Source organism: Musicola paradisiaca NCPPB 2511 (assembly GCF_000400505.1).
GTDB lineage: Bacteria > Pseudomonadota > Gammaproteobacteria > Enterobacterales > Enterobacteriaceae > Musicola > Musicola paradisiaca.
In genome coordinates, this window is record NZ_CM001857.1 from 2,694,134 (window position 1) to 2,716,857 (window position 22,724).

Genomic DNA, 22,724 nt, shown 5'->3' on the forward strand with positions numbered 1-22,724 from the left:
AGAACGTTTCCCAATTACCGCTGCCTGATGCGCTCGCTTTCGCGGGTGCTTTCAGTGCCGGCGCGGCTTTCTTTACCGGACGTTTCAGCGTTTGCGCCGACGGACGACGCAACAGGGTCGATTCGCGGTCATCACCGATGTCGAACACCGACACCGCATCCGCCAGATTACGTGCCTGCTCTTCCAGCGAGCTGGCGGCGGAAGAGGCCTCCTGAACCAGCGCGGCGTTTTGCTGCGTGACGCCGTCCATCTCGGTGACAGCCTGGCCAATCTGAGAGATGCCGCGGCTTTGTTCATCCGAGGCGGCGGCGATTTCCCCCATCAGGTCGTGCACATGGGATACCGACGAGATAATGGTGCCCATGGCATTGCCCGCTTCCTGTACCTGACCGGAACCAATCTGTACCCGGTTCACCGACTCGCTGATCAGGGTTTCAATTTCCTTGGCCGCCTGCGCGCTGCGCTGCGCCAGATTACGCACTTCACCGGCAACCACCGCAAACCCACGCCCTTGTTCACCGGCCCGGGCAGCCTCTACCGCTGCGTTCAACGCCAGAATGTTGGTCTGGAAGGCGATACCGTTGATCACGCTGGTAATATCTGCAATTTTGCGGGAGCTATCCGAAATGCTCTGCATGGTTTGCACCACACTCGCCGAAATTTCGCCCCCTTTCTTGGCCATCTGCTGCGCTTCTTCCGACAGTTTCCTCGCCTGATGCACGTTATCCGCGTTGTTTTTCACCGTAGAGGTCAACTCTTCCATACTGGCGGCGGTTTCCTGCAACGCCGCGGCTTGTTGATCGGTACGGCTCGACAACTCGTCATTACCCTGCCGGAGTTCGCTGGTGCCGTTGTAGATATTCGATGAGCTATCGCGAATCACCACCACGGTATCGCGCAGGCTCTTCTGCATCGATTTGATATAGGGAATCAACTGGCCGGCACAGTTACGGCCAAATTCATCCAGTTCGGTATGCAACTTGCCATCGGTCAGCAACCCCAGATGATGCTTGATCATATTGATCGGTTTGACCAGATAGTTGACCAGATACCGATCCGTCATCACCAGGACGAGAATCCCGACAATCAATGCCGCCAGCAACAGTTTCTGATTGAAGTCGGCGTGACGTTTTGCCGTGTTGATACCATCGTCAGATTGTGTAGCCGCCGAGTATTTTTCCGCTATCGCGCCGAACTCAACGCTCAATGGCGGATACTGGTTGCGAAAAATCTGGCGGAAATCCTCCACCCGGCCATCACGGGAAGCCGCCAGCATCGGCGCGATAGCACCATCCAGCAGGTTGCTCCAGGACGAGATCATCGATTTGACCAACTCATCGCTGACGCCGATGTGACGGCTGTTCTTAAATTGCTCCAGCATATCGCGGCTGATGCTCAGCGCCGCCGCTGAAGAATCGAAGATTTTTTGTGCGTTGCTCGTATCGCCGGATTGCAGAAAATCCGCCGCCCGTAACATCCGGGTTACGGAGCGAAAATACTGGTCGTTACCTTTCACCAGCAAGGTATAGCTTTTTTTCTGCGCTAAACTATCGTCCAACAGCGAATTCACTTCGCTAAAAGACTGCATGGTAAATATCGATACTGCGCCCCAGATAACAGTAAACAGCGTCAAAATGATGACCAACATTTTTCTGACAGTAATATCTTTTAAAACGTTCATAACAGGCTCCAGATAATTAGTTGTACCTCGCGGTACATGTTGTTGTTGGCTGCCCTGCTTCCGGCGTACCCGGTATTTACAGAAGTTCTCCCTACTGCTGCTGTGTTCGTCAATATGACGAAAATGACCCTAGCGAATGAATGACTCACACTGTATTTAGTGACAACCTTAATTTTCCCCGACGTTAGAAATAACAAGTACGAAAACATTAAGTCACTATAATCGCATCAACATTCAAAGTCAGTCTGCCTTGACCACATGACAAAAACTTCAACTTACATCAATGAAGCTACCCATTTTAAATTAAGCCATCCTTAACTGAGGAAAAATATTCTGGCGATTATTTCGGCGATTAATCATACGGTGTAAATATCCACACCAGATTCAGAAAAAACATCAGGCGCAATAAAAAACCGGTTCCATAACGATGGAACCGGAGAGACAGGTTGAACCACGGGGAAACTGCAGCGACATCAACGCCACCACTAGCGCCGTAGATACCTCCTGAACCCCTGCCACAGGCGGCGAGATACATCGCCCAGTGCAGGATGGCGCAACGTCAGCACCAGTAATGCCGCCAGCAACGTCGCCAACATCAGACTCCAGACGCTATCGGCATAGGGCAATCGCGTTGACTGCGTCTTTTCCTGATTCAGCGCATCCTGATAGCGGCTCAGGGTGTGCTCAAAGCGCTGGCGGAGCGGGGTGAAGTGATACTGATAGTGCTGTGTCGTGGTTTCCGGCAGCCCGGCATGGGCCGTCTGCAACATCGGCTCAAGCCCTTTATCCAGCAGTTGCTGCCAGGCTAAGCCGACCTCGCTGACGTGATCACGCACAGCGTCTGAATGGCTATCGCGCTGAAATGCCTGCAACGCCATGCGGCTATCCTGCAACGCTTTTGCAGCCTGAATCACATTAGGAACCGCATATTCCCTTTCACCACGCTGAAGATGCACAACCGCCGCCATGATATGTTTCACGGTACGGGATATTTGATAATGTCCTTTATCAATGGAGGCATCCCCCTGGCTGGGGAGAGCATATTCATGCTGGCCTTCATTCATGGAAAGAAATACATCCAGATGAATCATCGCCGCGCATCCGCCGGTAATCATCACGGAGGAAAAGATAAATGTGATGACTTTTTTCACCATCGTATCGCTTAAACGAATCATAGCGGCCTCCGGAGAATCATCTGTGGTGTTATTTCATGACGGAATAACATCTACCGCGACGAAATAACATCTACCGTGACGGAATAACATCTACCGCGATGGAATAACATCCATCATGGCGGAACAACATTTGTCATAACGAAATAACATCCGTCATGGTGAAATAACATCCGTCGTGACGAAATAAAACCTGCGCGTCGTCAACTTTATTTAACCACACTATTTTTTGTTTCTAATATGACATAAAAGAAACCCCACTTATTAACAAAAAAGAAATAAATCTAATCAGGATCACAATTACCTCCATGATTTTTAGTATTCGCGCGTCCCCGCCCTGATGTCTGTTTCTCGCCTGAGGGTTGCCAATCCTGCCATCCCTCCATATACTCACCATAAATCACCAACTTTAAAAAGTTGTTCACGGATAGAGAAATTATGGATCTCACCCAACTACGTATGTTTTGTCTGGTTGCCGAAACGGGGTCGCTGGTGCGGGCGGCAGCGCAATTGGAGCGTGTGCCGTCCAATCTGACAACCCGGCTGCGTCAGTTGGAACAAGAGTTGGGTACCGATTTGTTCATCCGCGAGAAACAGCGCGTCCGGCTTTCTCCGGCCGGGTACAATTTTTTGGGGTACGCGCAAAAAATCCTGTCGCTGAGCGATGAAGCGCTCAGTTTGACCCACAACGGCGAACCTTCCGGCCTGTTTCAGCTTGGCGTGGTGGAAAGCCTGCTGCTGACCGAACTGCCGCCGCTGCTGGCGCGTTATCACCAACGCTACCCGTCGGTGAAAGTCCATTTACATACCGCGCCTTGCGCAACATTGATAGAACGGGTTAACGCCGGGGAACTGGCCGCCGCGCTGGTGACAGGCCCGGTTAATCATCCGTCACTGCACAGCTGCCCGATCTATGCCCAACCGTTGTCGCTGGTGACAGCACAGGCCATCACCGACGCATCGACGCCAGAACAACTGCGCCAGTCGCCGTTGCTGGTCTTTGCCAATGGCTGCGGCTACCGCCAGCATCTGGAATCCTGGTTCCGCGCCCAGGGTATTACGCCGGCACTGCTCGTTGAAGTGCCCTCCTATTCCGTGTTGCTGGCCGCCGTTGCCGCAGGTAACGGCGCCGCCCTGGTTCCACAAAGCGTCCTGCACGCACTTCCTGCAGGTCGAAACGTACAACCGCACTCATTGCCGCCAGGGGTCGCCGTTATCGACACCTGGCTGGTGTGGCGCCAGGGGGCATTCGGCCCCAACGTAGAAGCCTTGAAAAAATTGATGATCGAAAGCGGCGCCTGAGCCGCTCTCCCCATCTGGGGAGCACACCCCGGTACGGCGCACCGCGTCTAGCCCAACATAACCAGGAGTATCACCATGCAAATGATCAAAACCCGCGCCGCCGTCGCCTGGGGCCCTAACCAACCGCTGTCGATTGAAGACGTGGATTTGATGCCGCCGCAGAAAGGCGAAGTGCTGGTACGCATCGTCGCCAGCGGCGTTTGTCATACCGATGCCTACACCTTATCCGGCAAGGATCCGGAAGGCGTATTCCCGGCCATTCTCGGCCATGAAGGCGCCGGGATCGTGGAAGCCATCGGCGAAGGCGTCACCAGCGTCGCCGTCGGCGACCATGTCATCCCGCTGTACACGCCGGAATGCGGCGAGTGCAAATTCTGTCGTTCCGGCAAAACCAACCTGTGTCAGGCGATTCGCACCACACAGGGGAAAGGCCTGATGCCGGACGGCACCCCCCGCTTCTTCAAAGACGGCAAGCCGATTTTCCACTATATGGGCACCTCCACGTTTGCCGAACGCACCGTGGTCGCCGAAATTTCGCTGGCTAAAATCGACAAAGCGGCGCCGCTGGAAGAAGTGTGTCTGCTGGGGTGCGGCGTAACGACCGGCATGGGCGCGGTGGCAAACACCGCCAACGTACAGCCGGGCGATACTGTGGCGATTTTCGGGCTGGGCGGCATCGGGCTGTCGGCGATCATCGGCGCAAAAATGGCCGGGGCCGGCCGCATCATCGGCATCGATCTCAACACCAGCAAGTTTGAGCTGGCGCGTAAACTGGGCGCGACCGACCTGATTAACCCGCAAGACTACGATAAACCGATCCAGGACGTGATTGTCGAACTGACCGACGGCGGCGTTGATTACTCTTTCGAGTGCATCGGCAACGTCAATGTGATGCGCGCAGCGCTGGAGTGTTGCCATAAAGGCTGGGGCGAGTCGGTCATCATCGGGGTGGCCGGGGCCGGGGAAGAAATCTCGACACGGCCGTTCCAGTTAGTCACCGGCCGCGTGTGGCGCGGTTCCGCTTTCGGCGGCGTCAAGGGGCGCAGCCAGTTGCCCGGTATTGTGCAGCGTTATATGGGCGGCGAATTCCAGCTTAACGATTTCATCACCCACACCATGCCGCTGGAAGAGATCAACCGGGCGTTTGATTTGATGCACGAAGGCAAATCCATCCGCTCGGTTGTACATTTCAGTTAACCGGGGAACCACCATGAGCACATCGCTGGAATTACTGGAAGAACACTGCGCGTTCGGCGGCTGGCAGCGGCGCTATCGCCACCATTCCGCCACGCTGAGCTGCCCGATGACCCTCAGCGTCTACCTGCCGCCGTCATACCACGTCTCGCCGCCGCCGGTGCTTTACTGGCTTTCCGGCCTGACCTGCAGCGACGAAAACTTTGCCACCAAAGCCGGGGCGCAACGCGCAGCGGCCGAACTGGGGCTGGCGCTGGTGATACCGGATACCAGCCCGCGCGGCGAGAACGTCCCCGACGACGCGAGCTACGATCTGGGCCAGGGCGCCGGGTTCTACCTGAACGCAACACAAGCGCCGTGGGATCGGCATTTTCAGATGTACGACTACCTCAGCGACGAACTACCGGCGCTGATCGCCAGCGCGTTTAACGTCAGCGATCGCCAGTCGATCAGCGGCCATTCGATGGGCGGACACGGCGCGCTGATGATGGCGCTACGGCATCCGGGCCGTTTCCGCTCGGTTTCCGCCTTCGCGCCCATCGTCAACCCGACCCAGGTTCCCTGGGGGCAAAAGGCGTTCGCCGCCTATCTCGGCCCGGACGAACAACCGTGGCTGCAATACGACAGTTGCCATTTGTTGGCGCACAGTGACGCAGCGCCATTGCCGATACTGATCGACCAAGGCGATAGCGATCCGTTTCTGACTACCCAGCTTCAGCCGGAGGCGCTGGCCGCCGTGGCTCGTCAGCGCCAATGGCCGCTAACGCTGCGCCTGCAACCCGGCTACGATCACAGCTATTACTTTGTTACAAGTTTTATCGCAGATCATCTGCGCTTCCACGCAAAACACTTGCAGTAAAGTCACGCCGGGTTGTTTAATACTCGGCGTTCATAGCCTGATATCCATCCGTGTGTCAGGCTATTTTCTTTCATTATCTGGCCGCCGACGCCGGGTTTCCCCACCAGAAGCCCGCAGGCGTCCAGGTAATCAAAAACGAAGCCGGGATCCGGACAACCGATAACGACGCCACACGTAGCCCATTATCGCTGACAGCGGTTTCTCATCGACTACCGAGCCAGACGAAACCGCCGTATCAGTGCTCTCGCCGCCCTTTGAACGCCGTCGGCGCACACGGGATATCGAGTGATGGACTACCGGGCGTTTTGCGATAGGCCACTGGTCTATTCCGTTTGCCCAACACCTTTTCTGGCTATATATTGAGCAATAACTCACGGTGTCCCCCCTCCATGCCGTAACCGCGAAAGCGTGTTATCTGCGGCCAATAACGGGACACAGGCAGGAATCAACAGGGAGCAACGGGTTTGCAACGTAAGCGTGTTTCATCTACCGAACTGTTCGCCGTCGGCTACGATGCGGAAAACAACATTCTGGAAATCGAATTACTGAACGGGAGTCTTTATCAGTATAAAAACGTCGCCCGGATGATCTACGAGGAGTTGATGGACTCGAACGCTAAGGCGCGTTATTACGCCCGTTATATCAAGAATTCCTTTCCCTACGACAAGCTCCAGTAATCCTGTTGGTTGCCGTTAGGCGTCACACACGCCGGGCACCATCATGATGAAATGAAAGAACATGCGGTCGGTTCGTCACGCCGTGCGAAGCGCCTGAAACGGTGCCCCGCACGGCGGCCGCCCCGCCGTCATCCCGCCACATAATGCACAGCTAACCGCATGCCCTCTCACCCTGTATGCCGGCTTTCAGCCTTGCTGCTCAACCTGACGAAAAGCGGCCAGCAAACGGGCTTCATTCAGTTCGCCCGGCAGATAATGGATGGATTCCCCTTGCTGCAACGTCCTGGCCGCGACCGCCCGCAGCGCCGCTTCGTCATCGATATCCACATCCAGCTCGCGCAGCTGGGTGGGCAACCCGAACACCTGAAAAGCCGACGTGAGTTGGCGCAGCGTCGCCACATCCCCCAGTAGCGCGCTTTGCACCAAAATACCGTAAGCCACTTTGGTGCCGTGCAGGAAACGCGCCGTCTGCGGCAAGACCGTCAACCCGTTATGCACCGCGTGCGCCGCCGCGACGCGGGTGTAACGCTCACCCAACCCACCCACCATACCGCCGCCGGCGATGATGGCATCCGCCACATCCAGAAAATCCTGATTCAACACGCCGCTGGCGACCGCCTTCAACGCCGACTCACTCTGGCGCAGCAGCACATCGCGGATATCCTGCGCCGTCTGCAACCCCAAACGCACCGTCAGCGGCAACGTTTCCGGTTGCGGACTGAGCACCACCGCCTCATACCATTTCGCCAGCGTATCGCCGATCCCCGCGAGCAGATAGTCCACCGGCGCCGCCAGCAGAATGCGCGGTTCTACCAGCACCAGATGGTTGGCATCGTCGAACATCTCAAACCCCAGCGCCTGCCCGTCTTGGTTATACCAGACGGAAAGCGGCGTCCAGGCGGCACAGGTGGCGGCAATCGTCGGGATAGCCACCAGCGGCACCCCCAGCCGACGGGCCACCACCTTGGCGGTATCCAACACCGCGCCGCCGCCGACGCCGATCACGACCTGGCGATCGCTGCCCGCCAGCGTCGTCAATGCGGCAATATCCCGCTCATTGCAGTGCATCGTCACCGAGGAATGGCGCGCCGTCGGCGCGTCAAACACCGCCGGCAGATAAGGACGGGCAGCGGCCAGCGCACGTTCGCCGCCGATCCACAACGCCTGTTCAAGCGCCTGGCTGGAGTAAATATCGGATAACCGGTCGATAGCGCCGGGAAAAGAAAAATAGTTGTCCGGGCCGACCTGGACCCGGATAGCGGTCGTACTCATCGTGGATTCCTTGCGAACGGACACCCGCTGCGCGCTGCGTGCGATGCCGGATGTCGAGACTGTGCTTCATCTTAAGCACATCATTTGCGGGTTTTAATAACTTTTTTACTTAAGATATGCTTTTTCAGTCATTCAGGACGGCGTTTCTCCCCACACTCTGGCGTTCTATTCGGTGATGAATATGGTATTTTTTTGCCGAATAAACCCGTAACCATCTCCGTAACGAGCCCGCTGCGATTCATTATGTCCATAACACCGCCATCACGTCTGGAAATGCGCTGCATTTCCATTTCTTTCGCTGGTTTCCCGGCACTCAGGCAAGTGAATTTTTCGCTGGAGGGGGGATCCATCCATGCGCTGACCGGCGCCAACGGCGCGGGCAAGTCAACGCTGATGGCGGTGCTGTCCGGCGCTTATGACCACTACCGCGGCGATATCCTGCTGGACGGCGAAAAGATCGCCCTTCGTTCTCCGCGCGATGCCAAACGCCACGGCATCCATCTGGTGCAGCAAGAGGTGGACGCCGCGCTGGTGCCCACGCTGTCGGTCGCGGAAAACATCATGCTCGATAGGCTGGCGGAGCCGGGCCTGCTGCTGAACTGGTCACAGTTGCGCCGCCAGGCGGAATCCCTGCTGGCGCAATTAGGTGTCGGCATCAATGTTCGCCAGCGGCTCGACCGCTGCTCGCTGGCCGAGAAACAGCAGATCCTGTTGGCGCGCGCGCTGTCCCACCGCTGCCGTTTCCTGATTCTGGACGAACCCACCGCGCCGCTCGACCACACGGAAAGCGAGCGCCTGTTCGGCGTAGTACGCCGCCTGCAACGTGAAGGCATCGGCATCGTCTTTATCTCCCACCGGATTCATGAACTCAGCGCCATCTGTGACACCCTCACCGTGCTGCGCGACGGCGAATTCGTCAGCAGCGGCGCCATGCAAGGGCTCAGCGGTGAAGAGATAGTGGAGCGGATGCTGGGGCATCGGCTGGACGATATTTTCCCGCCGCGCCGCACGCTGCCGGATACCGAGCCCCTGTTGCAGATTCAGGGGCTGCACGACGATACGTTGCTGCACGATATCAGGCTGACCCTGCGCAAGGGCGAGATTCTGGGGGTCGCGGGGCTGGCGGGCGCGGGCAAAAGCGAACTGTGCAAAGCGCTGTTCGGCGCCACCCGCAGCCGGCTGGAGGAAGCATCTTATCAGGGCAACCCCTGGCGGCCGACCTCGCCGGCGCATTCGGTGGCGCAGGGCATCGCGCTGGTGCCGGAGGAGCGGCGCAAAGAAGGCATTTTTATTGACGAATCCGTCGCCATGAACCTCAGCATCAGCGCCAGCGACAGCTTCTCCCGCTACGGTATTTTCGGGCATGGCCAGGCGCTGTCCTGGGCCAGGGATCTGATCCATCGGCTGACCATCCGCGCCCGCGGGCCACAGCAGAAACTGCGGCGATTGTCCGGCGGCAACCAGCAGAAGGTGGCCATCGGCAAGTGGCTACGCAACGACATGCAGGTACTGATTCTGGATGAGCCGACCAAAGGCGTAGACATCAAAGCCAAACAGGATTTGTTCGCCCTGATTGGCGAACTGGCGCAGCAAGGCAAAGGCATCATTTACGCTTCCGGCGAATTTTCCGAGCTGGTGGGGTTGTGCGACCGCATCTGCGTCTTGTGGGATGGGCGGATCGTGGCTGAACTGGACGCCGCTCAGACCGACGAAGAAACATTATTACTCTATTCAACCGGAGGAACTCCCGCGTGAGTCAGCTACTTTCCCCTAACGGCACGCAGCCCCTTTACCATCGCCTGTTCGAGTTTCTCTACAAATGGGGCATGCTGATTACCGTCATGGCGCTGATCACCTTATTTGGGTTGGCGTCAGACACCTTTCTGGATCCCAACAACATCATTAATATTCTGCGCTCTATCGCCATCGTCACCGTGATCGCCATCGGTGTATCCATGTCGTTGTCGGTCGGCGGATTCGACCTTTCCGTCGGCTCCACGGCATCGCTGGCCAACGCGCTGGTTATCTCGTTGTTCGTCTGGCACGGTTTCGGCACTGCGGGGGCGATCGCGCTGACGCTGTTGCTCTGCCTGCTGGTGGGGCTGTTCAACGCCTTTCTGATCGTGGTGCTGCGCATCCCCGATATGCTGGCGACGCTCGCCAGCCTGTTCGTGATCCAGGGCGTCGCCATGACCTACAGCTATGGCGGCTCCATTACCCAAAATATGTTGCTGCCGAGCGGCGAGATGGCGGAAGGCGTGATCCCTGAACTGTTCGCGACCTTGGGTCAGGTACCGGTGATCGTGATTATCATGCTGGCAGTCACGGTGGTGGTGCAGCTTTATCTCTCCCTGACCCAGCACGGTCGCCGGATGTATGCCATCGGCGGCAACCCGGAAGCGGCGCGGCTGGCCGGCATCCGCACTGCCCGCTACCGCGTATTGGCGTATCTGATCTCGTCGCTGCTGGCGGCGCTGGGCGGAATTCTGCTGGCATCCCGCATCGGCTCTTCCCAGGTGAACGCCGGCGGCGGCTACCTGATGGATGCAGTGGCGGCGGCCTATATCGGTTTCTCGCTGGCAGGCTCCGGCAAGCCGAACGCGCTGGGAACGCTGGTCGGCGCCGTCTTACTGGGGGTCTTGCAGAACGGTCTGGTGATGTTATCGGTGCCTTATTACGCCATGGATATCATCAAAGGCTTAGTGCTGGCGCTGGCGCTGGCCATGACTTACGTCCAGAAACGCTGATGTCTGCGTTGAGGACACAAAAAAAGCGGGCGGTGTTACCGCCCCAAACTGACAACAGGCTAAACGGTTTTCAACTCAACGCGCCAGTCGGGTAATACAGGCGTCGGCGCGCACGCCTATCTCGCCGGAACACGCCGCCCCGGCGCTTATCACCGCAAGTGTCCGACACTACCTCTTCAGACGCCGCAAAAGGCGAACCCCCACCCCGGCGACCCCCAGCAGCACCCGCGACAAGCGTAACGAATCCAGCAGCGACCATAGCAGATAGACCCGCACGGTTTTGCCGTACCCGGGCGACCCATGCACATCATCCAGCGCCAGCACATGGTTATGCCGGGACAAACGGCGGATCGTGTCCGCTTCGGCATTGGGGATCACCTCGTCGCGCAGGCTCTGAACGTAATACAGCCTGACGTTATGATTGATATCTCCCTGACGCATGACGAACGTGGTATCGAGGTAACGAAATACCTTGTCGTCGTCATCCCATTCCGGATGGGTTTTCCCCACGTTCTGCCTGATAACCAGCCGCGTAACGTAAGGCAGCCGCCGGTAGACATCCCGATCGTGGTACAGCGAATCCAGCGGCGTACCCGCCATGGTGATCCCCAGGATACGGCTATCGGTCAGGCTGTTCTTATACGCAATAAACCCGCTAAAGCTCAGACCGAAAATGTGGCACCGGATATCGGGACGATCCTGCGCGAGATAATCCAGCACATCGCTGTACATACGGAAAGACTGCTCACTGTAGGGCAGCTGGTTTTCCCCTACCCCCGGCATTTCCGTCAACACCACGGTCACGTCAAAACGCTCAAACAGCCCCACCAGATGCACCCATTGCTCTTTCAGCGAGATAATACCGCCGTTGATAATGACGACGTTGTCGCTGCGCTTTCGGCTGAGGTAGCACACCTGCCGCCCCTGCGACAACGTGACCCGCGTCACTTTACCGTTATCGATATACTGCTGACGAAACAACCGCAGGCAATGCTGATTGCACTCATGCTGGAGCGGCGTTTCCGGATAGGGAAAACGCGCCAGATTGTAAAGCGAACACGCCTTGAGCCATTCTCCCTGATGCTCATAGTGTTGCGCCTGACGGTAAAACACCTGGCTCCAGCTATGCGGCAGGTCGTCGCCCAGATGATGGATATCCGGCAGGATGGCGCGGGTTTCCGCGCCGACATTCAACACATTGCTGTGCAGCAACACAAAATTCTTGAGTTCATCCAGCATCATGATGATGACTCCAGCGCAACACCTTCCATGTTGCTTTTTATCTGCGCCAGAAATTCTGACGCCAACCGTCCGTCCAGTACGCGATGGTCGAAGATCATCGACAGCGTCGCGACATGCGACATTGCCATGTCCTGCGGGTTTCGCGATGGTTTTTCATTGATCACCCCCAACGTAAACGTGAACGTAGAGCCGGAAAGGGGAATGCAGGCGTCAGGGCCGTTTTTCCCCAACGACGTCACGGTGAAGCTGCCCCAGGTTTGCGCCTGTAACTTCGGCGACAACATGGCCAACCGCAGCAACAGGCTGGCCAGCCACGGCGGCAAACGCTGAATAAAACGGATTTTTTCGTAGTGCTCGCTGGTTGCCGCGTCCTCCTGCTTGAACTGCTGCAACGCCCGATCGATATCGGCAACAGGCAACCGATCCGTATTGCTGATCACCCGGGAATACACGCCGGATACGCCGTTCAGCGATTTTTCCAGCGTCACCCGGCTACTGATGTTATCCGGGCAAATCAACGTGCTGGCGCTGCCGTATTTGATCATCGCGTTCAGTTGCGGATACTGACGCAGCGCGTCGCTGATGGCTTTGATGGTTATCGCCGTCATACTGCGTTGCTGCCCGCCCGCGACGATGCGCGAGACATCGATCTCGCGCATAACGGTAATGGCAGGAATGCCCTTGGATATCGCCAGAAAGGAGAGCGTCTGGCGCCGTTCCCTAGAAACTTGCCGCAACTTCATGGCTCACCACCCGGTAAATGTCATTCAGCGTGGTGCACTGCAACACCTTTTCGACATCGATTTTGACGTTCTGCTGTTTTTCGATCTCCATCAGCAGATAGACGAACGTGAGCGAATCCCATTCCGGGAGGTTGGTCAAATCTTCCTGAGCCTGTTCGGTCGCCAGCCCCATGCCGGTTTTGGTGTTAATCAAGCCGATAAAATCGTCCAGTTTCATGGTCATTCCCTCTCGTTGACAGTGACGGTATTGCTGTTCCCGGCCAGTAATGCAGGAGCTGGATCGAGAATGGTGAACAGGTTGCTGGCGGTTTCAGCAAACCCGCAATCCGCATAGAACCGCTGGAATTTTTTGTTCTTTTCGGTCGGGCCGTATACGGCGGTGATCCGGTCGACGCCCTGCGCCTGACACAGACCGAACAGCCAGCGCATTGCCGCGAACTCCACTTGTCGCCCGAAGATACGGCAACTCATGATGAAATTGTCGATATGGCAACCGTCGCTGGCGAAACGCAGAAATATCGCGCCAATGGTGCCGTAATCGCCGATGCGATCGCGACACGCCAGCGTAACCGCCTGATGCCCTTCCCGGGTCAGGTAGCCGGCCACATCCTGCGGGCTCATCCGTTGCGTCGTCATATTGAACTGGTTGGTACGCAACGTCAGTTGCGATACACGATCCAGCGAATCCGCCGCCACCGGGTGGATGGTCAGCGTCATATCCAGGCTGCTCAAGAAAGCCTGATCGTCCGCAAACTCTTTTTGCAGCTCAGTGCGGAGCTTGTTTTGCGCGTAGCTCAAATTGCGCATACGGTCATCGCTGCTGATCGTCGGGCGCTGGAAATAGTCGGCGGAAATCAGCGCAGCGACGTTCTCCGCCATGTCGCCGGAAAACTCCAGCACCGTGATCGCCGGAATGCGTGCTTTGACTTCTGCGCATTCAAACGCTGAATCATCAATAAAAAGCATGTGCTCCGGGGAGATGTTCAGTTCGTTGGCGATATTCAGAATGTTGCCGCTTTTCCCTTGCCAGTTGGCGCTCACCACGGAGAACTTATCCAGCGAAATTCGCATCTCATCGGCGCGGCGTTTAAACGCTTCTTCCACATTCTCCAGGTTGTTTTTGCTGCAAATGGCTAAAATGACGCCCTGATCGTACAGAGTGCGCAGATACGCCTGATAACGCAGGTGGCCCGTGCCGATGTGTTTATCCGCCATCAGGATGCCGTCGACACCGTCGTCGGCCAAAATGCCTTTCCACAACGTGTTATCCAGATCGCTGACCACGCATTTCAGCGTTTTCCCGAGCGCCTGCCGGATGGATGCGGCGCCGACGCGAGCGATGGCATCCAACGCCGCCAGACCGACGCCCAGCCCCAGTAACTGCGCAGTTCGGCTGGTCGCAGGGTCTTCCGTTATCCCGCCGGATTCCTGCAAATCGACCACCGTTACGCGGTGTTCCGTTTGCCCCAACGCCAAAAGAAACGAGTTAAACTCTCCGATCAGTTGCTTCAGTTCCGCGCGTTGATCCTGCGCGATAATCTGTTTGAGTTGCGACTCGCCGATATGGATAGTGTTCAGCACGACGTGAGCGCCACAGCCGGCGCCAGAAAAATTCAGCAGATACGCCAGCCGGCTTTTTTTGCTCCTGAATTTTTTCGCCAATCTCAGCCGTGGGCAGCAACGCACCGATGTCGTTTTCAATAAAGGAAGTATCCAGGGTATAAAAATGGAATTGCGCGCCAAATGTTTTGATGTCGGCGGCATTGCCCAGTACATGGGGAAAATAGTCGCTGTATAGACCGTCATAAAAGGAGGGATAGCAACCCAGTTCATTCAGGTTGAACGTAATCAGGTCATTCAACGCTTTGTGATTGAAATTGCTGAAGGTGGCAATATTAACAATACGTTTCCCTTCCGCCGTGATTTTTTTCGAGGCGGCGATCCGACCTAGTGCATTATCCTGTTTCATAAACATCCCTATTTTCTTTATACCCCAAATAATTCGCGTTTCAGAAAGGCGGCTGATACGTAAACCCCGATGCGTTTACTCAGCTTAGTGATTCGGGTAAATAATCGCAGCCAACACATATCATTTGAAATATAAAGGGTATAGATAAAAATCCTTTTTACGTCATGTTATAAAAGATCTTTTTTGTTTCGGAGAATCAAACCGCCCGCCAGCCAACGTGAAGACTCAACAGAAATACCGATAGCGCATTCATTGGCAAGGGAAATATCGCTGAATTCTTTTATTTGAAAAAATAACGCAGCATTGGCGGTATTACCAATTCTGTCCACCAGGCTGAATATTTTATCCGTCGTATAACCGATATCGGACAAAATTTTCACCAGCATTGAGCCGGAGAGTTGTGGCGGCAGCAGCCAGTCTGGACGCCCGCCTAATTTATCCGTCAATGCATTAACCGTATCCTGAGTAATAACCGGCACTAATTTCTCAATCAATTTATATTCTTCATTCAGCAAGGCGCCATATTCAATGTCATTACGACTGCCGCGCCAATTCGCCAGTTGACCGACCGCTTCATCAATACCCAGATATTGAAAAGAAATATGTTCAATCTCAATACTGGACGCCGATTGTTGATTGGAAACCAGGCATCCACCGACGCCGTCGCCGAACAACGTATAGTTCACCAGTTCCTTCGTGTCTTTCTTTCCTGCATGTTCATCAAAGAAATTCAGGAACTTATAGGCTGTTTCAACCCCGATAACCAGGCCGTTGTTTAGGCCATTATCCGGCGTAGCCACCAGCTCGCGGGCTAGCTTGAGCGCCTGTACGGCGCCGGAACACCCCGAAACAATCTGGTAGGTTTCAATCTGCCGAAACCCCATGGCATGACACGCCTGATTTACGCTGCTTGGCAATAACGTATCCGGCGTGGCGGATGCCACAATAATAAAATCAATACAATTTTTATTTATCCCTGTGCTGGCAAGAAGTTTCCGGATAACGATGCTAATTAATTCCGCTGACGACGCCGTTGGTTTACCGGTATTCATATTAACGGCAAAATGCCGACCGGTATTACCGAAAAGTTTTTTAATTAAATCAGGTTTAAATCCGATTTTATCTCCCAATTCCTGATTGCTAATAACCGGGCCGGGCAAATAGGTTTCCACCGCATTAATATATACGCTCATTGTTGTTCCCTCATCGAAGCTTGTGATAAAGCTCTCATACCCGTTTATTTTTTGCAACAGCAATCTTATGCATTATTATAAAAAACTATTACTGATTATGCTTGTATTTTCCATAATGAAGAATAATTATCAGGATAATTTTTAGAGAGATAAATTTATTTACTCACATGGCAAAAACATAATAAAACAACCTAATAATCGCCAGAAGAGAGGAAAACCAACCAGATAAAAGTGACAACCTCTGCCTAAACCAAAACTATAAAATATTCTTTCTGAAGAAATCCGGAACGTAAAAAAAACGTCATCAATTCGCACGCAAAAATATTCAAAAATAATATTTTCAACTCACCACCATGAATAATCACCAAAAAAAACGAATACTCTATTTTTATGTAGCTTATTTAAACCTCACTCAATAAAACAGCCTGATAATATCCATTACGCCACTTAATTATAAATACTAATTATTGTTGAGATAATGTTATCCGCCATAATATTAGGCAATACCATGTACCGTGTCGCCGCACCAGACGACGGCCTGATTCCGCCCCTCCCCCAGCGCCTGATTCAGACACCGCGACACCTCGCTGAAATGTGAGCGTAATCGCATTTTTACCCATAATTGACTACAATGGCGCGCCCGTTACACCAGATCAGGATCCCGCTATGACATCCGCATCACCCTCGCGCGCCACCGCCTGGCTGCGCGTGGTCACATTGGCTATCGCCGCGTTTATCTTCAACACCACAGAATTTATCCCGGTCGGCTTGCTGAGCAATATCGCCGACTCTTTCCAGATGAAGACTGAAGATGTCGGGTTGATGATCACCCTCTACGCCTGGATCGTGGCCGCGGCATCCCTCATCTGTATGCTGTTAACCAGCGCCGTTGAACGACGGCGCTTGCTGATCGGTATTTTCGGGCTGTTTATCATTAGCCATCTGATCTCTGCCGCCGCCTGGAGCTTCAATGCCCTGCTGCTTTCCCGCATCGGCGTGGCGCTGGCGCACTCCATTTTCTGGTCGATTACGGCCTCGCTGGCGATTCGCCTTGCCCCGCCGGGCAGGCGCGCCCAGGCGTTAGGGCTGATCGCCACCGGTTCGTCGCTGGCGATGATCATCGGATTACCGCTGGGACGTGTGGTGGGGCAATACATGGGCTGGCGCACCACGTTGGTACTTATCGCCGTTGGCGCCACTATCGCGCTGATCCTGCTGGCCCGCTTGCTCCCGCGGCTGCCCAGCGAACATTCCGGCTCACTCGCCAGTCTTCCCACACTGTTCAAGCGCCCGGAACTGGTGACTATCTACCTGACCACCGTGATGGTGGTGACGGCGCACTTCACTGCTTACAGCTATATCGAGCCGTTTATCCAAACGGTGGCTCAGTTGCCGGAAAACTTTACCACCTTGATCCTGTTGCTGTTCGGTATTGCGGGCATCGGCGGCAGTATGCTCTACAGTCGCTACAGCGAACGCTTTCCCACCGGTTTCATCATCACGGCGATGCTGTTGCTGGTTATTAGCCTGACACTGCTGAAACCGCTGTCCGGTTATCCGCTGGGGCTGACGCTGCTCTGTCTGGTATGGGGGCTATCCATGATGGCATTGGGGCTGGCGATGCAGGCCCGGGTGCTAATGCTGGCGCCGGACGCCAGCGATGTCGCGACATCGATTTATTCCGGGTTGTTTAACCTCGGTATCGGCGGCGGCGCTTTACTGGGCAACATGATCAGCCTGCATCTGAGTATGGACAAGATCGGTTATATCGGCGCTCCGCTGGCACTGCTCCCACTGTGCGGCATGCTCGTCGGCGCTTATCGTAGTGTGCATCCTACCCGAGCCTGACGCACAGCGCACCGATACCGCTAGCATGTCAACGGCGGCACGCCGGGAACGCACTGGGTGTCTGCAATATCTGCAATAAAAAGCCGACCATCAGGTCGGCTCTTTACTGCCTACGGTTTGAGCGCTTAGTGCTGTTGATGCTCCGGGAACGTCATCTCGCTGTATTTCACCGTCTGGCTACCTTTGGTCAGGCGATAACTAAACCAGATAACCAGAAACAGCGGAATACCGATATAGGTTGCGGCCACCGCGTTCCAGTCAATCTTGTCCGCCAGAAACGCCTGGTAGTTCTGCCCCAGCGTGATCACCAGACACAGCACGAAAGCAAAAATCGGCCCCAGCGGGAAGAACCCGGAACGGTACGGCAGCGCATTAAGATCGCGCCCTTGTAATACATAACCACGCCGGAAACGGTAGTGGCTGATAGCGATGCCCAGCCAGGCGATAAACCCGGTCATACCCGATGTATTCAACAGCCACAGATACACGCTCTGATTACCGAACATAGACGTCAGGAAACATAACCCAGCCACCACTGTTGTGGCATACAGCGCGTTACGCGGCACCCCGCCCTTCGATAAGTGTCCGAAGCAGGCCGGCGCTTTACCTTCCTGCGCCAGGGTGTACAGCATACGGGTCGAAGCGTACATCCCGGAGTTGCCCGCCGACAGCACCGCTGTCAAGATCACCGCATTCATCACCGCAGCGGCCGACAGCAGCCCGGCGTTCTGGAACACCAGCGTAAACGGGCTGACGCTGATGTCCTTGACGTCATTACGCAGCAGGCTTGGGTCGGTATAAGGAATAATCAGGCTAATGATCAGAATAGCGAACACATAGAACAGCAGAATACGCCAGAACACCTGCCGTACTGCGCGTGGAATATTGGTTTGTGGGTCGCGCGATTCACCGGCCGCCACACCAATCAGTTCGGTGCCTTGAAATGAGAAACCGACAATCATCGCCACGCCGATCATCGCGGAAAAACCGCCGGCGAAAGGCGCATCGCCAATCTGCCAGTTATGCCAGCCGGCGTGCTCGCCGCCTCGCAGGATACCGGTGATCATCAATACACCGATGGCGATAAACAAAATAACGGTGGCGACCTTGATCAGTGAGAACCAGTATTCCGCTTCGCCGAACCCCTTCACCGACACATAATTCAGCAGAAAAATCAGTGACAAGAATAGCGCACTCCAGATCCAACCGGGGGCATCCGGGAACCAGTACCCCATCACCAGCTGCGCGGCGACCAAATCCACCGCGATGGTGACTGCCCAGTTGTACCAGTAGTTCCAACCCAGCGCGAACCCGAACCCTTCGTCGACATAGCGGGCACCGTAGGTCGCGAAAGAGCCGGAAACCGGCATGAACGCCGCCAGCTCGCCTAGGCTGGTCATCAGAAAATAGACCATCAACCCGATCAGGGCATAGGACAGCAGCGCGCCGCCTGGCCCCGCCTGCGACACCGTCGCACCGGAAGCGACGAACAGACCGGTACCGATCGAGCCGCCAATGGCGATCATCGTCAAATGCCGTGCTTTTAACTCGCGGCGTAGTGTTTTATTCCCCTGATCCGGGAGTTCGGTAGAATGTTGAGCCATAACAATCCTGCTGCCCATAAAAATTGAGGGCGGATTGTAACAAATGAGGTTTAGCTGGATAGTGATTCACACCGATTATAAGAGAGCTTCATAACTCGGCGTCAGTCATAAGAAAATCATCTGGAAATATGATTGCCACCGGGCCGGGTTCCCAGTGGCAGCGGCAGGATTAGCGGCAATATTCAAGAAAGGAGTGCAGCACGCCGGAGAGATGCTTTTGCCGGTGGTGCACCAGATATAGCTTGCGCATCAACGGTGGCAGCGGTATCGACAGTTCGACCAACGTGCCGCTGTCCAGTTGATCAGCTATCACTCGTCGTGACAGGCAGCTAATGCCAATGCCATGCCGTACCGCATGCTTAATGGCCTCCGAGTTGCCCAACTCCATCACCAGCCGAAAATGCGGCAATGTCGCCAGCAACAGATGATCCAACACTTCACGGGTGCCGGAACCATGTTCTCGCAAGATCCACGGGGCATCCGCCAGCGCCTCCAACGTGACCTGGCCAATCAGCGGATTACCTGGCGCGCAGAAGACGACCAATTCATCGTCCAGCCACGGCTGCGTAATCAGGTCGGGGTGATGGCATGGGCCTTCAATCAGCCCCATATCGGCCTTGAACTCTGAAATGGCGTTCACGACATCCAGGGTGTTGCCCACGGACAGCTCCAGCGGAATATCGGGAAAATCCTGACGATAGCGAGCGATCACCGCCGGCATCAGATAATTGCCGATGGTGCTGCTGGCGTAAATGCGCAACGCACCGTTGTCCCGTCGAAACAGTTGCTCAATTTCGGAGGATTGCTCCAGCAATGACAACGCGCGTGGGTAAAGCAAACGGCCGTGTTCATTCACCACCAACCGTTTGCCGACGCGATCGAACAATTGCACGCCGAGCTGACTTTCCAAATCGGATAACGCCGCACTCACGGCTGACTGCGACAGCGACATCGCCACCGAGGCCTGCGTCGTCGAACCGCTTTTCAATACCTCAGTGAACACTTCCAGTTGACGTAAAGTGATATGCATAATAGGGCTCTTATCGTAAATATCTATAGGTTATAAATATATAATCAATTTCTATTTTAAAGCGTCCGATCATAGGCTGGGCCCTCAACCTCATGATTCGGCAGGCAGGGTTATGCTTCCATTTTCTCCCAACATTCTTCAGTTACAGTCTTACTATCGGCTCCGGCACACACTGACCGGAATGCTCCTGGTCGGGGTACTGACAAAAATTATTCTGTCGCTTTGCGTCTTGCCCGCTGTCGCCGGCATGCGCCTCGGCTCCCTCACCCTGGCGATTTTAGTCGGCATGGCGGTGGGAAATACCCTCTACCCTCAACTGCATCGCTACTGCGATGAAGGCGTTCAATGGTCCAAACACCACCTGTTGCGTTGGGGGATCATCCTGTACGGATTCAGGCTCAGCCTGCAGCAAATCGCCGCTGTCGGTGTTGTCGGCATCCTCATTGACGTCATCATGCTCAGTTCCACCTTTCTGCTCGCCTGCTGGCTTGGCCAGCGCCTGTTCCGACTAGATCAACAGACATCCATGCTGATCGGCGCCGGCAGCAGCATCTGCGGCGCCGCTGCCGTGCTCGCCACCGCGCCGGTGGTAAAAGGCTCGGCGGATAAAGTCGCCATGGCGGTCGCTACCGTGGTGCTATTCGGCACGACATCCATGTTTCTTTACCCCTGGTTTTATCAGCATCTGATCCAGTATAGCGGCGCCCTTTTCACCGCGCCGGAGTTTGGCGTTTATATCGGTTCAACTGTTCACGAAGTAGCCCAGGTGGTGGCAGCAGGACACGCCATCGCTCCCGATACCGAAAACATGGCGGTGATCGGTAAAATGCTGCGGGTGATGATGCTGGCGCCATTTCTGTTTTTGCTGAGCCTGTGGCTAAAACGCCGTCAACCGGCGATCAGCACTGACAACACCTCTATGGCCGCCAGTTTTCCGTGGTTTGCGCTGGGATTCGTGCTGACATCCTGCCTCAATTCATTAAATTTGTTACCTGCACGCTGGATTGATGAATTATTGCTGCTGGATAACATTCTGCTGACCATGGCCATGGTCGCACTGGGTATCGCCACCCGCTTCACCCTGCTGCGCGCCGCGGGATTACGGCCGATATTGCTGGCTCTCGTTCTGTTTATCTGGTTGGTGTTGGGCGGCGGCGCCATCAATCTGGCCGTTCAGCATCTGTTTTCCTGAACGCTAATGTCATAATGCATGGGCCCCATAAAAAGGAGTCAGACCATGAAATATGTTGGTGCCCATGTCAGCGCCTCCGGCGGTGTGGATCAGGCCGTTATCCGCGCCCATGAAATCGGTGCTACCGCCTTCGCGCTATTCACTAAAAATCAACGCCAGTGGCAGGCGCCGCCGCTGACCAGCGCAACTATCGACAGTTTTCGCGCCGCCTGTGAGCAATACGGCTATTCCCCGGCGCACATCCTGCCGCACGACAGCTATCTGATCAATTTGGGCCATCCGGATGACGATGCGTTGCAAAAATCCCGCTCGGCGTTTATCGATGAACTGAGCCGCTGCCAGCAGCTGGGGCTGACATTGCTGAATTTTCACCCTGGCAGCCACTTGCGCCAGATTGACGAGCATCCGTGTCTGGCGCGCATCGCCGAATCCATTAATATCGCGCTGGCGGCTACCGAGGGCGTGACGGCGGTAATTGAAAACACCGCAGGCCAAGGTAGCAATCTCGGCTTTCGCTTTGAGCATCTGGCAGAGATCATCGACGGCGTGGAGGACAAAAGCCGGGTCGGCGTGTGCATTGATACCTGCCATGCCTTCGCTGGCGGCTACGATTTGCGTACCGAAGCCGACTGCGTGCGTACCTTCGCCGAACTGGAGCGTATTGTGGGCTTTCGCTACCTGCGGGGAATGCATCTCAATGACGCCAAAAGTGAATTCAACAGTCGGGTGGATCGTCACCACAGCCTGGGGGAAGGTAACATCGGCAAAACCGTATTCCGCTACATCATGCGCGACGATCGTTTCAACGGCATTCCAATGATTCTGGAGACCATCAACCCGGCTATCTGGGCGGAAGAGATCGCCTGGCTGAAGTCACAGCAACTGGACGCCAGTGCCGACGCCCCCGGCTGATTTGTTCTACATCATCATGTAGTGATCTGATGAGCATAAAAAACGCCAGCGCGAAGGCTGGCGTTTTTACATCCGTATGCGGGTTGC

The 22,724-nt window shown here is 55.4% G+C and carries 20 protein-coding genes; 9 read left to right on the plus strand and 11 right to left on the minus strand.

Features of this window, described 5'->3' with window-relative positions:
- Together DPA2511_RS22410 and DPA2511_RS11880 are read right to left on the minus strand one after the other, a co-directional pair.
- Positions 1-1,681 (minus strand): methyl-accepting chemotaxis protein (locus tag DPA2511_RS22410; protein ID WP_015853999.1); only part of this gene is annotated, 1,681 nt, incomplete at its 3' end.
- Positions 1,682-2,166: 485 nt separating this feature from the next.
- A complete protein-coding gene (locus DPA2511_RS11880; RefSeq protein ID WP_015854000.1) occupies positions 2,167-2,856 on the minus strand; it encodes a hypothetical protein in 690 nt (229 codons plus the stop codon).
- Positions 2,857-3,291: 435 nt separating this feature from the next.
- Between DPA2511_RS11880 and DPA2511_RS11885 the strand changes: the two genes are divergently transcribed.
- The 4 genes from DPA2511_RS11885 (at position 3,292) to DPA2511_RS11900 (ending at position 6,885) form a co-directional block, all read left to right on the plus strand.
- A complete protein-coding gene (locus DPA2511_RS11885; protein WP_015854001.1) occupies positions 3,292-4,155 on the plus strand; it encodes a LysR family transcriptional regulator in 864 nt (287 codons plus the stop codon).
- A gap of 75 nt (positions 4,156-4,230) precedes the next feature.
- Positions 4,231-5,352: an S-(hydroxymethyl)glutathione dehydrogenase/class III alcohol dehydrogenase gene (locus DPA2511_RS11890; RefSeq protein WP_015854002.1), complete on the plus strand. Its 1,122-nt coding sequence runs from the start codon at positions 4,231-4,233 to the stop codon at positions 5,350-5,352.
- Between the two features lie 13 nt (positions 5,353-5,365).
- Positions 5,366-6,208: an S-formylglutathione hydrolase gene (fghA, locus tag DPA2511_RS11895; protein ID WP_015854003.1), complete on the plus strand. Its 843-nt coding sequence runs from the start codon at positions 5,366-5,368 to the stop codon at positions 6,206-6,208.
- A 464-nt stretch (positions 6,209-6,672) separates the two neighbouring features.
- Positions 6,673-6,885: a KTSC domain-containing protein gene (locus DPA2511_RS11900; RefSeq protein ID WP_015854004.1), complete on the plus strand. Its 213-nt coding sequence runs from the start codon at positions 6,673-6,675 to the stop codon at positions 6,883-6,885.
- 186 nt (positions 6,886-7,071) lie between these two features.
- Here the strand turns inward: DPA2511_RS11900 and DPA2511_RS11905 are convergent, their stop codons facing one another.
- A complete protein-coding gene (locus DPA2511_RS11905) occupies positions 7,072-8,157 on the minus strand; it encodes an oxidoreductase (protein ID WP_015854005.1) in 1,086 nt (361 codons plus the stop codon).
- 243 nt (positions 8,158-8,400) lie between these two features.
- Here DPA2511_RS11905 and DPA2511_RS11910 point away from each other — a divergent pair, with 243 nt between their 5' ends.
- Together DPA2511_RS11910 and DPA2511_RS11915 are read left to right on the plus strand one after the other, a co-directional pair.
- The gene (locus DPA2511_RS11910) at positions 8,401-9,912 is read left to right on the plus strand and encodes a sugar ABC transporter ATP-binding protein (protein ID WP_015854006.1); all 1,512 of its coding nucleotides are present in this window, start codon (positions 8,401-8,403) and stop codon (positions 9,910-9,912) included.
- A gap of 71 nt (positions 9,913-9,983) precedes the next feature.
- Entirely contained in the window at positions 9,984-10,904 is a 921-nt protein-coding gene (locus DPA2511_RS11915; RefSeq protein WP_226376660.1) for an ABC transporter permease, read from the plus strand.
- Between the two features lie 168 nt (positions 10,905-11,072).
- Here DPA2511_RS11915 and DPA2511_RS11920 read toward each other — a convergent pair whose 3' ends face one another.
- The 6 genes from DPA2511_RS11920 to DPA2511_RS11940 all read right to left on the minus strand — a co-directional run bounded on the left by DPA2511_RS11920 (position 11,073) and on the right by DPA2511_RS11940 (position 16,114).
- The gene (locus DPA2511_RS11920; protein ID WP_015854008.1) at positions 11,073-12,146 is read right to left on the minus strand and encodes an alpha/beta hydrolase; all 1,074 of its coding nucleotides are present in this window, start codon (positions 12,144-12,146) and stop codon (positions 11,073-11,075) included.
- A complete protein-coding gene (locus DPA2511_RS11925; RefSeq protein ID WP_015854009.1) occupies positions 12,143-12,889 on the minus strand; it encodes a 2-oxo acid dehydrogenase subunit E2 in 747 nt (248 codons plus the stop codon). Before DPA2511_RS11925 ends, DPA2511_RS11920 begins: the two co-directional genes overlap by 4 nt.
- Positions 12,867-13,106: a phosphopantetheine-binding protein gene (locus DPA2511_RS11930; protein WP_015854010.1), complete on the minus strand. Its 240-nt coding sequence runs from the start codon at positions 13,104-13,106 to the stop codon at positions 12,867-12,869. Before DPA2511_RS11930 ends, DPA2511_RS11925 begins: the two co-directional genes overlap by 23 nt.
- Positions 13,107-13,108: 2 nt before the next feature.
- Entirely contained in the window at positions 13,109-14,470 is a 1,362-nt protein-coding gene (locus tag DPA2511_RS21665; protein ID WP_226376591.1) for an HAD-IIIC family phosphatase, read from the minus strand.
- Entirely contained in the window at positions 14,376-14,858 is a 483-nt protein-coding gene (locus DPA2511_RS23925) for a hypothetical protein (protein ID WP_226376592.1), read from the minus strand. Before DPA2511_RS23925 ends, DPA2511_RS21665 begins: the two co-directional genes overlap by 95 nt.
- Before the next feature lie 167 nt (positions 14,859-15,025).
- The gene (locus tag DPA2511_RS11940; protein ID WP_226376593.1) at positions 15,026-16,114 is read right to left on the minus strand and encodes a 3-oxoacyl-ACP synthase; all 1,089 of its coding nucleotides are present in this window, start codon (positions 16,112-16,114) and stop codon (positions 15,026-15,028) included.
- A gap of 603 nt (positions 16,115-16,717) precedes the next feature.
- On the opposite strand from DPA2511_RS11940, the gene DPA2511_RS11945 reads away from it, so the two are divergent.
- Positions 16,718-17,899, plus strand: a complete 1,182-nt coding sequence (locus DPA2511_RS11945; protein ID WP_015854013.1) for a sugar transporter — start codon at positions 16,718-16,720, stop codon at positions 17,897-17,899.
- A gap of 125 nt (positions 17,900-18,024) precedes the next feature.
- Here the strand turns inward: DPA2511_RS11945 and DPA2511_RS11950 are convergent, their stop codons facing one another.
- The gene (locus DPA2511_RS11950; protein ID WP_015854014.1) at positions 18,025-19,503 is read right to left on the minus strand and encodes an amino acid permease; all 1,479 of its coding nucleotides are present in this window, start codon (positions 19,501-19,503) and stop codon (positions 18,025-18,027) included.
- Between the two features lie 169 nt (positions 19,504-19,672).
- On the minus strand, positions 19,673-20,533 hold the full coding sequence (yieE, locus tag DPA2511_RS11955; RefSeq protein ID WP_015854015.1) for a DNA-binding transcriptional regulator YeiE: 861 nt from the start codon (positions 20,531-20,533) through the stop codon (positions 19,673-19,675).
- Between the two features lie 112 nt (positions 20,534-20,645).
- Here yieE and DPA2511_RS11960 point away from each other — a divergent pair, with 112 nt between their 5' ends.
- Positions 20,646-21,725 (plus strand): YeiH family protein, encoded by a 1,080-nt coding sequence (locus DPA2511_RS11960; RefSeq protein ID WP_015854016.1) that lies wholly within the window; start codon positions 20,646-20,648, stop codon positions 21,723-21,725.
- 45 nt (positions 21,726-21,770) lie between these two features.
- The gene (nfo, locus tag DPA2511_RS11965; RefSeq protein ID WP_015854017.1) at positions 21,771-22,637 is read left to right on the plus strand and encodes a deoxyribonuclease IV; all 867 of its coding nucleotides are present in this window, start codon (positions 21,771-21,773) and stop codon (positions 22,635-22,637) included.
- Positions 22,638-22,724 lie beyond the last annotated feature (87 nt).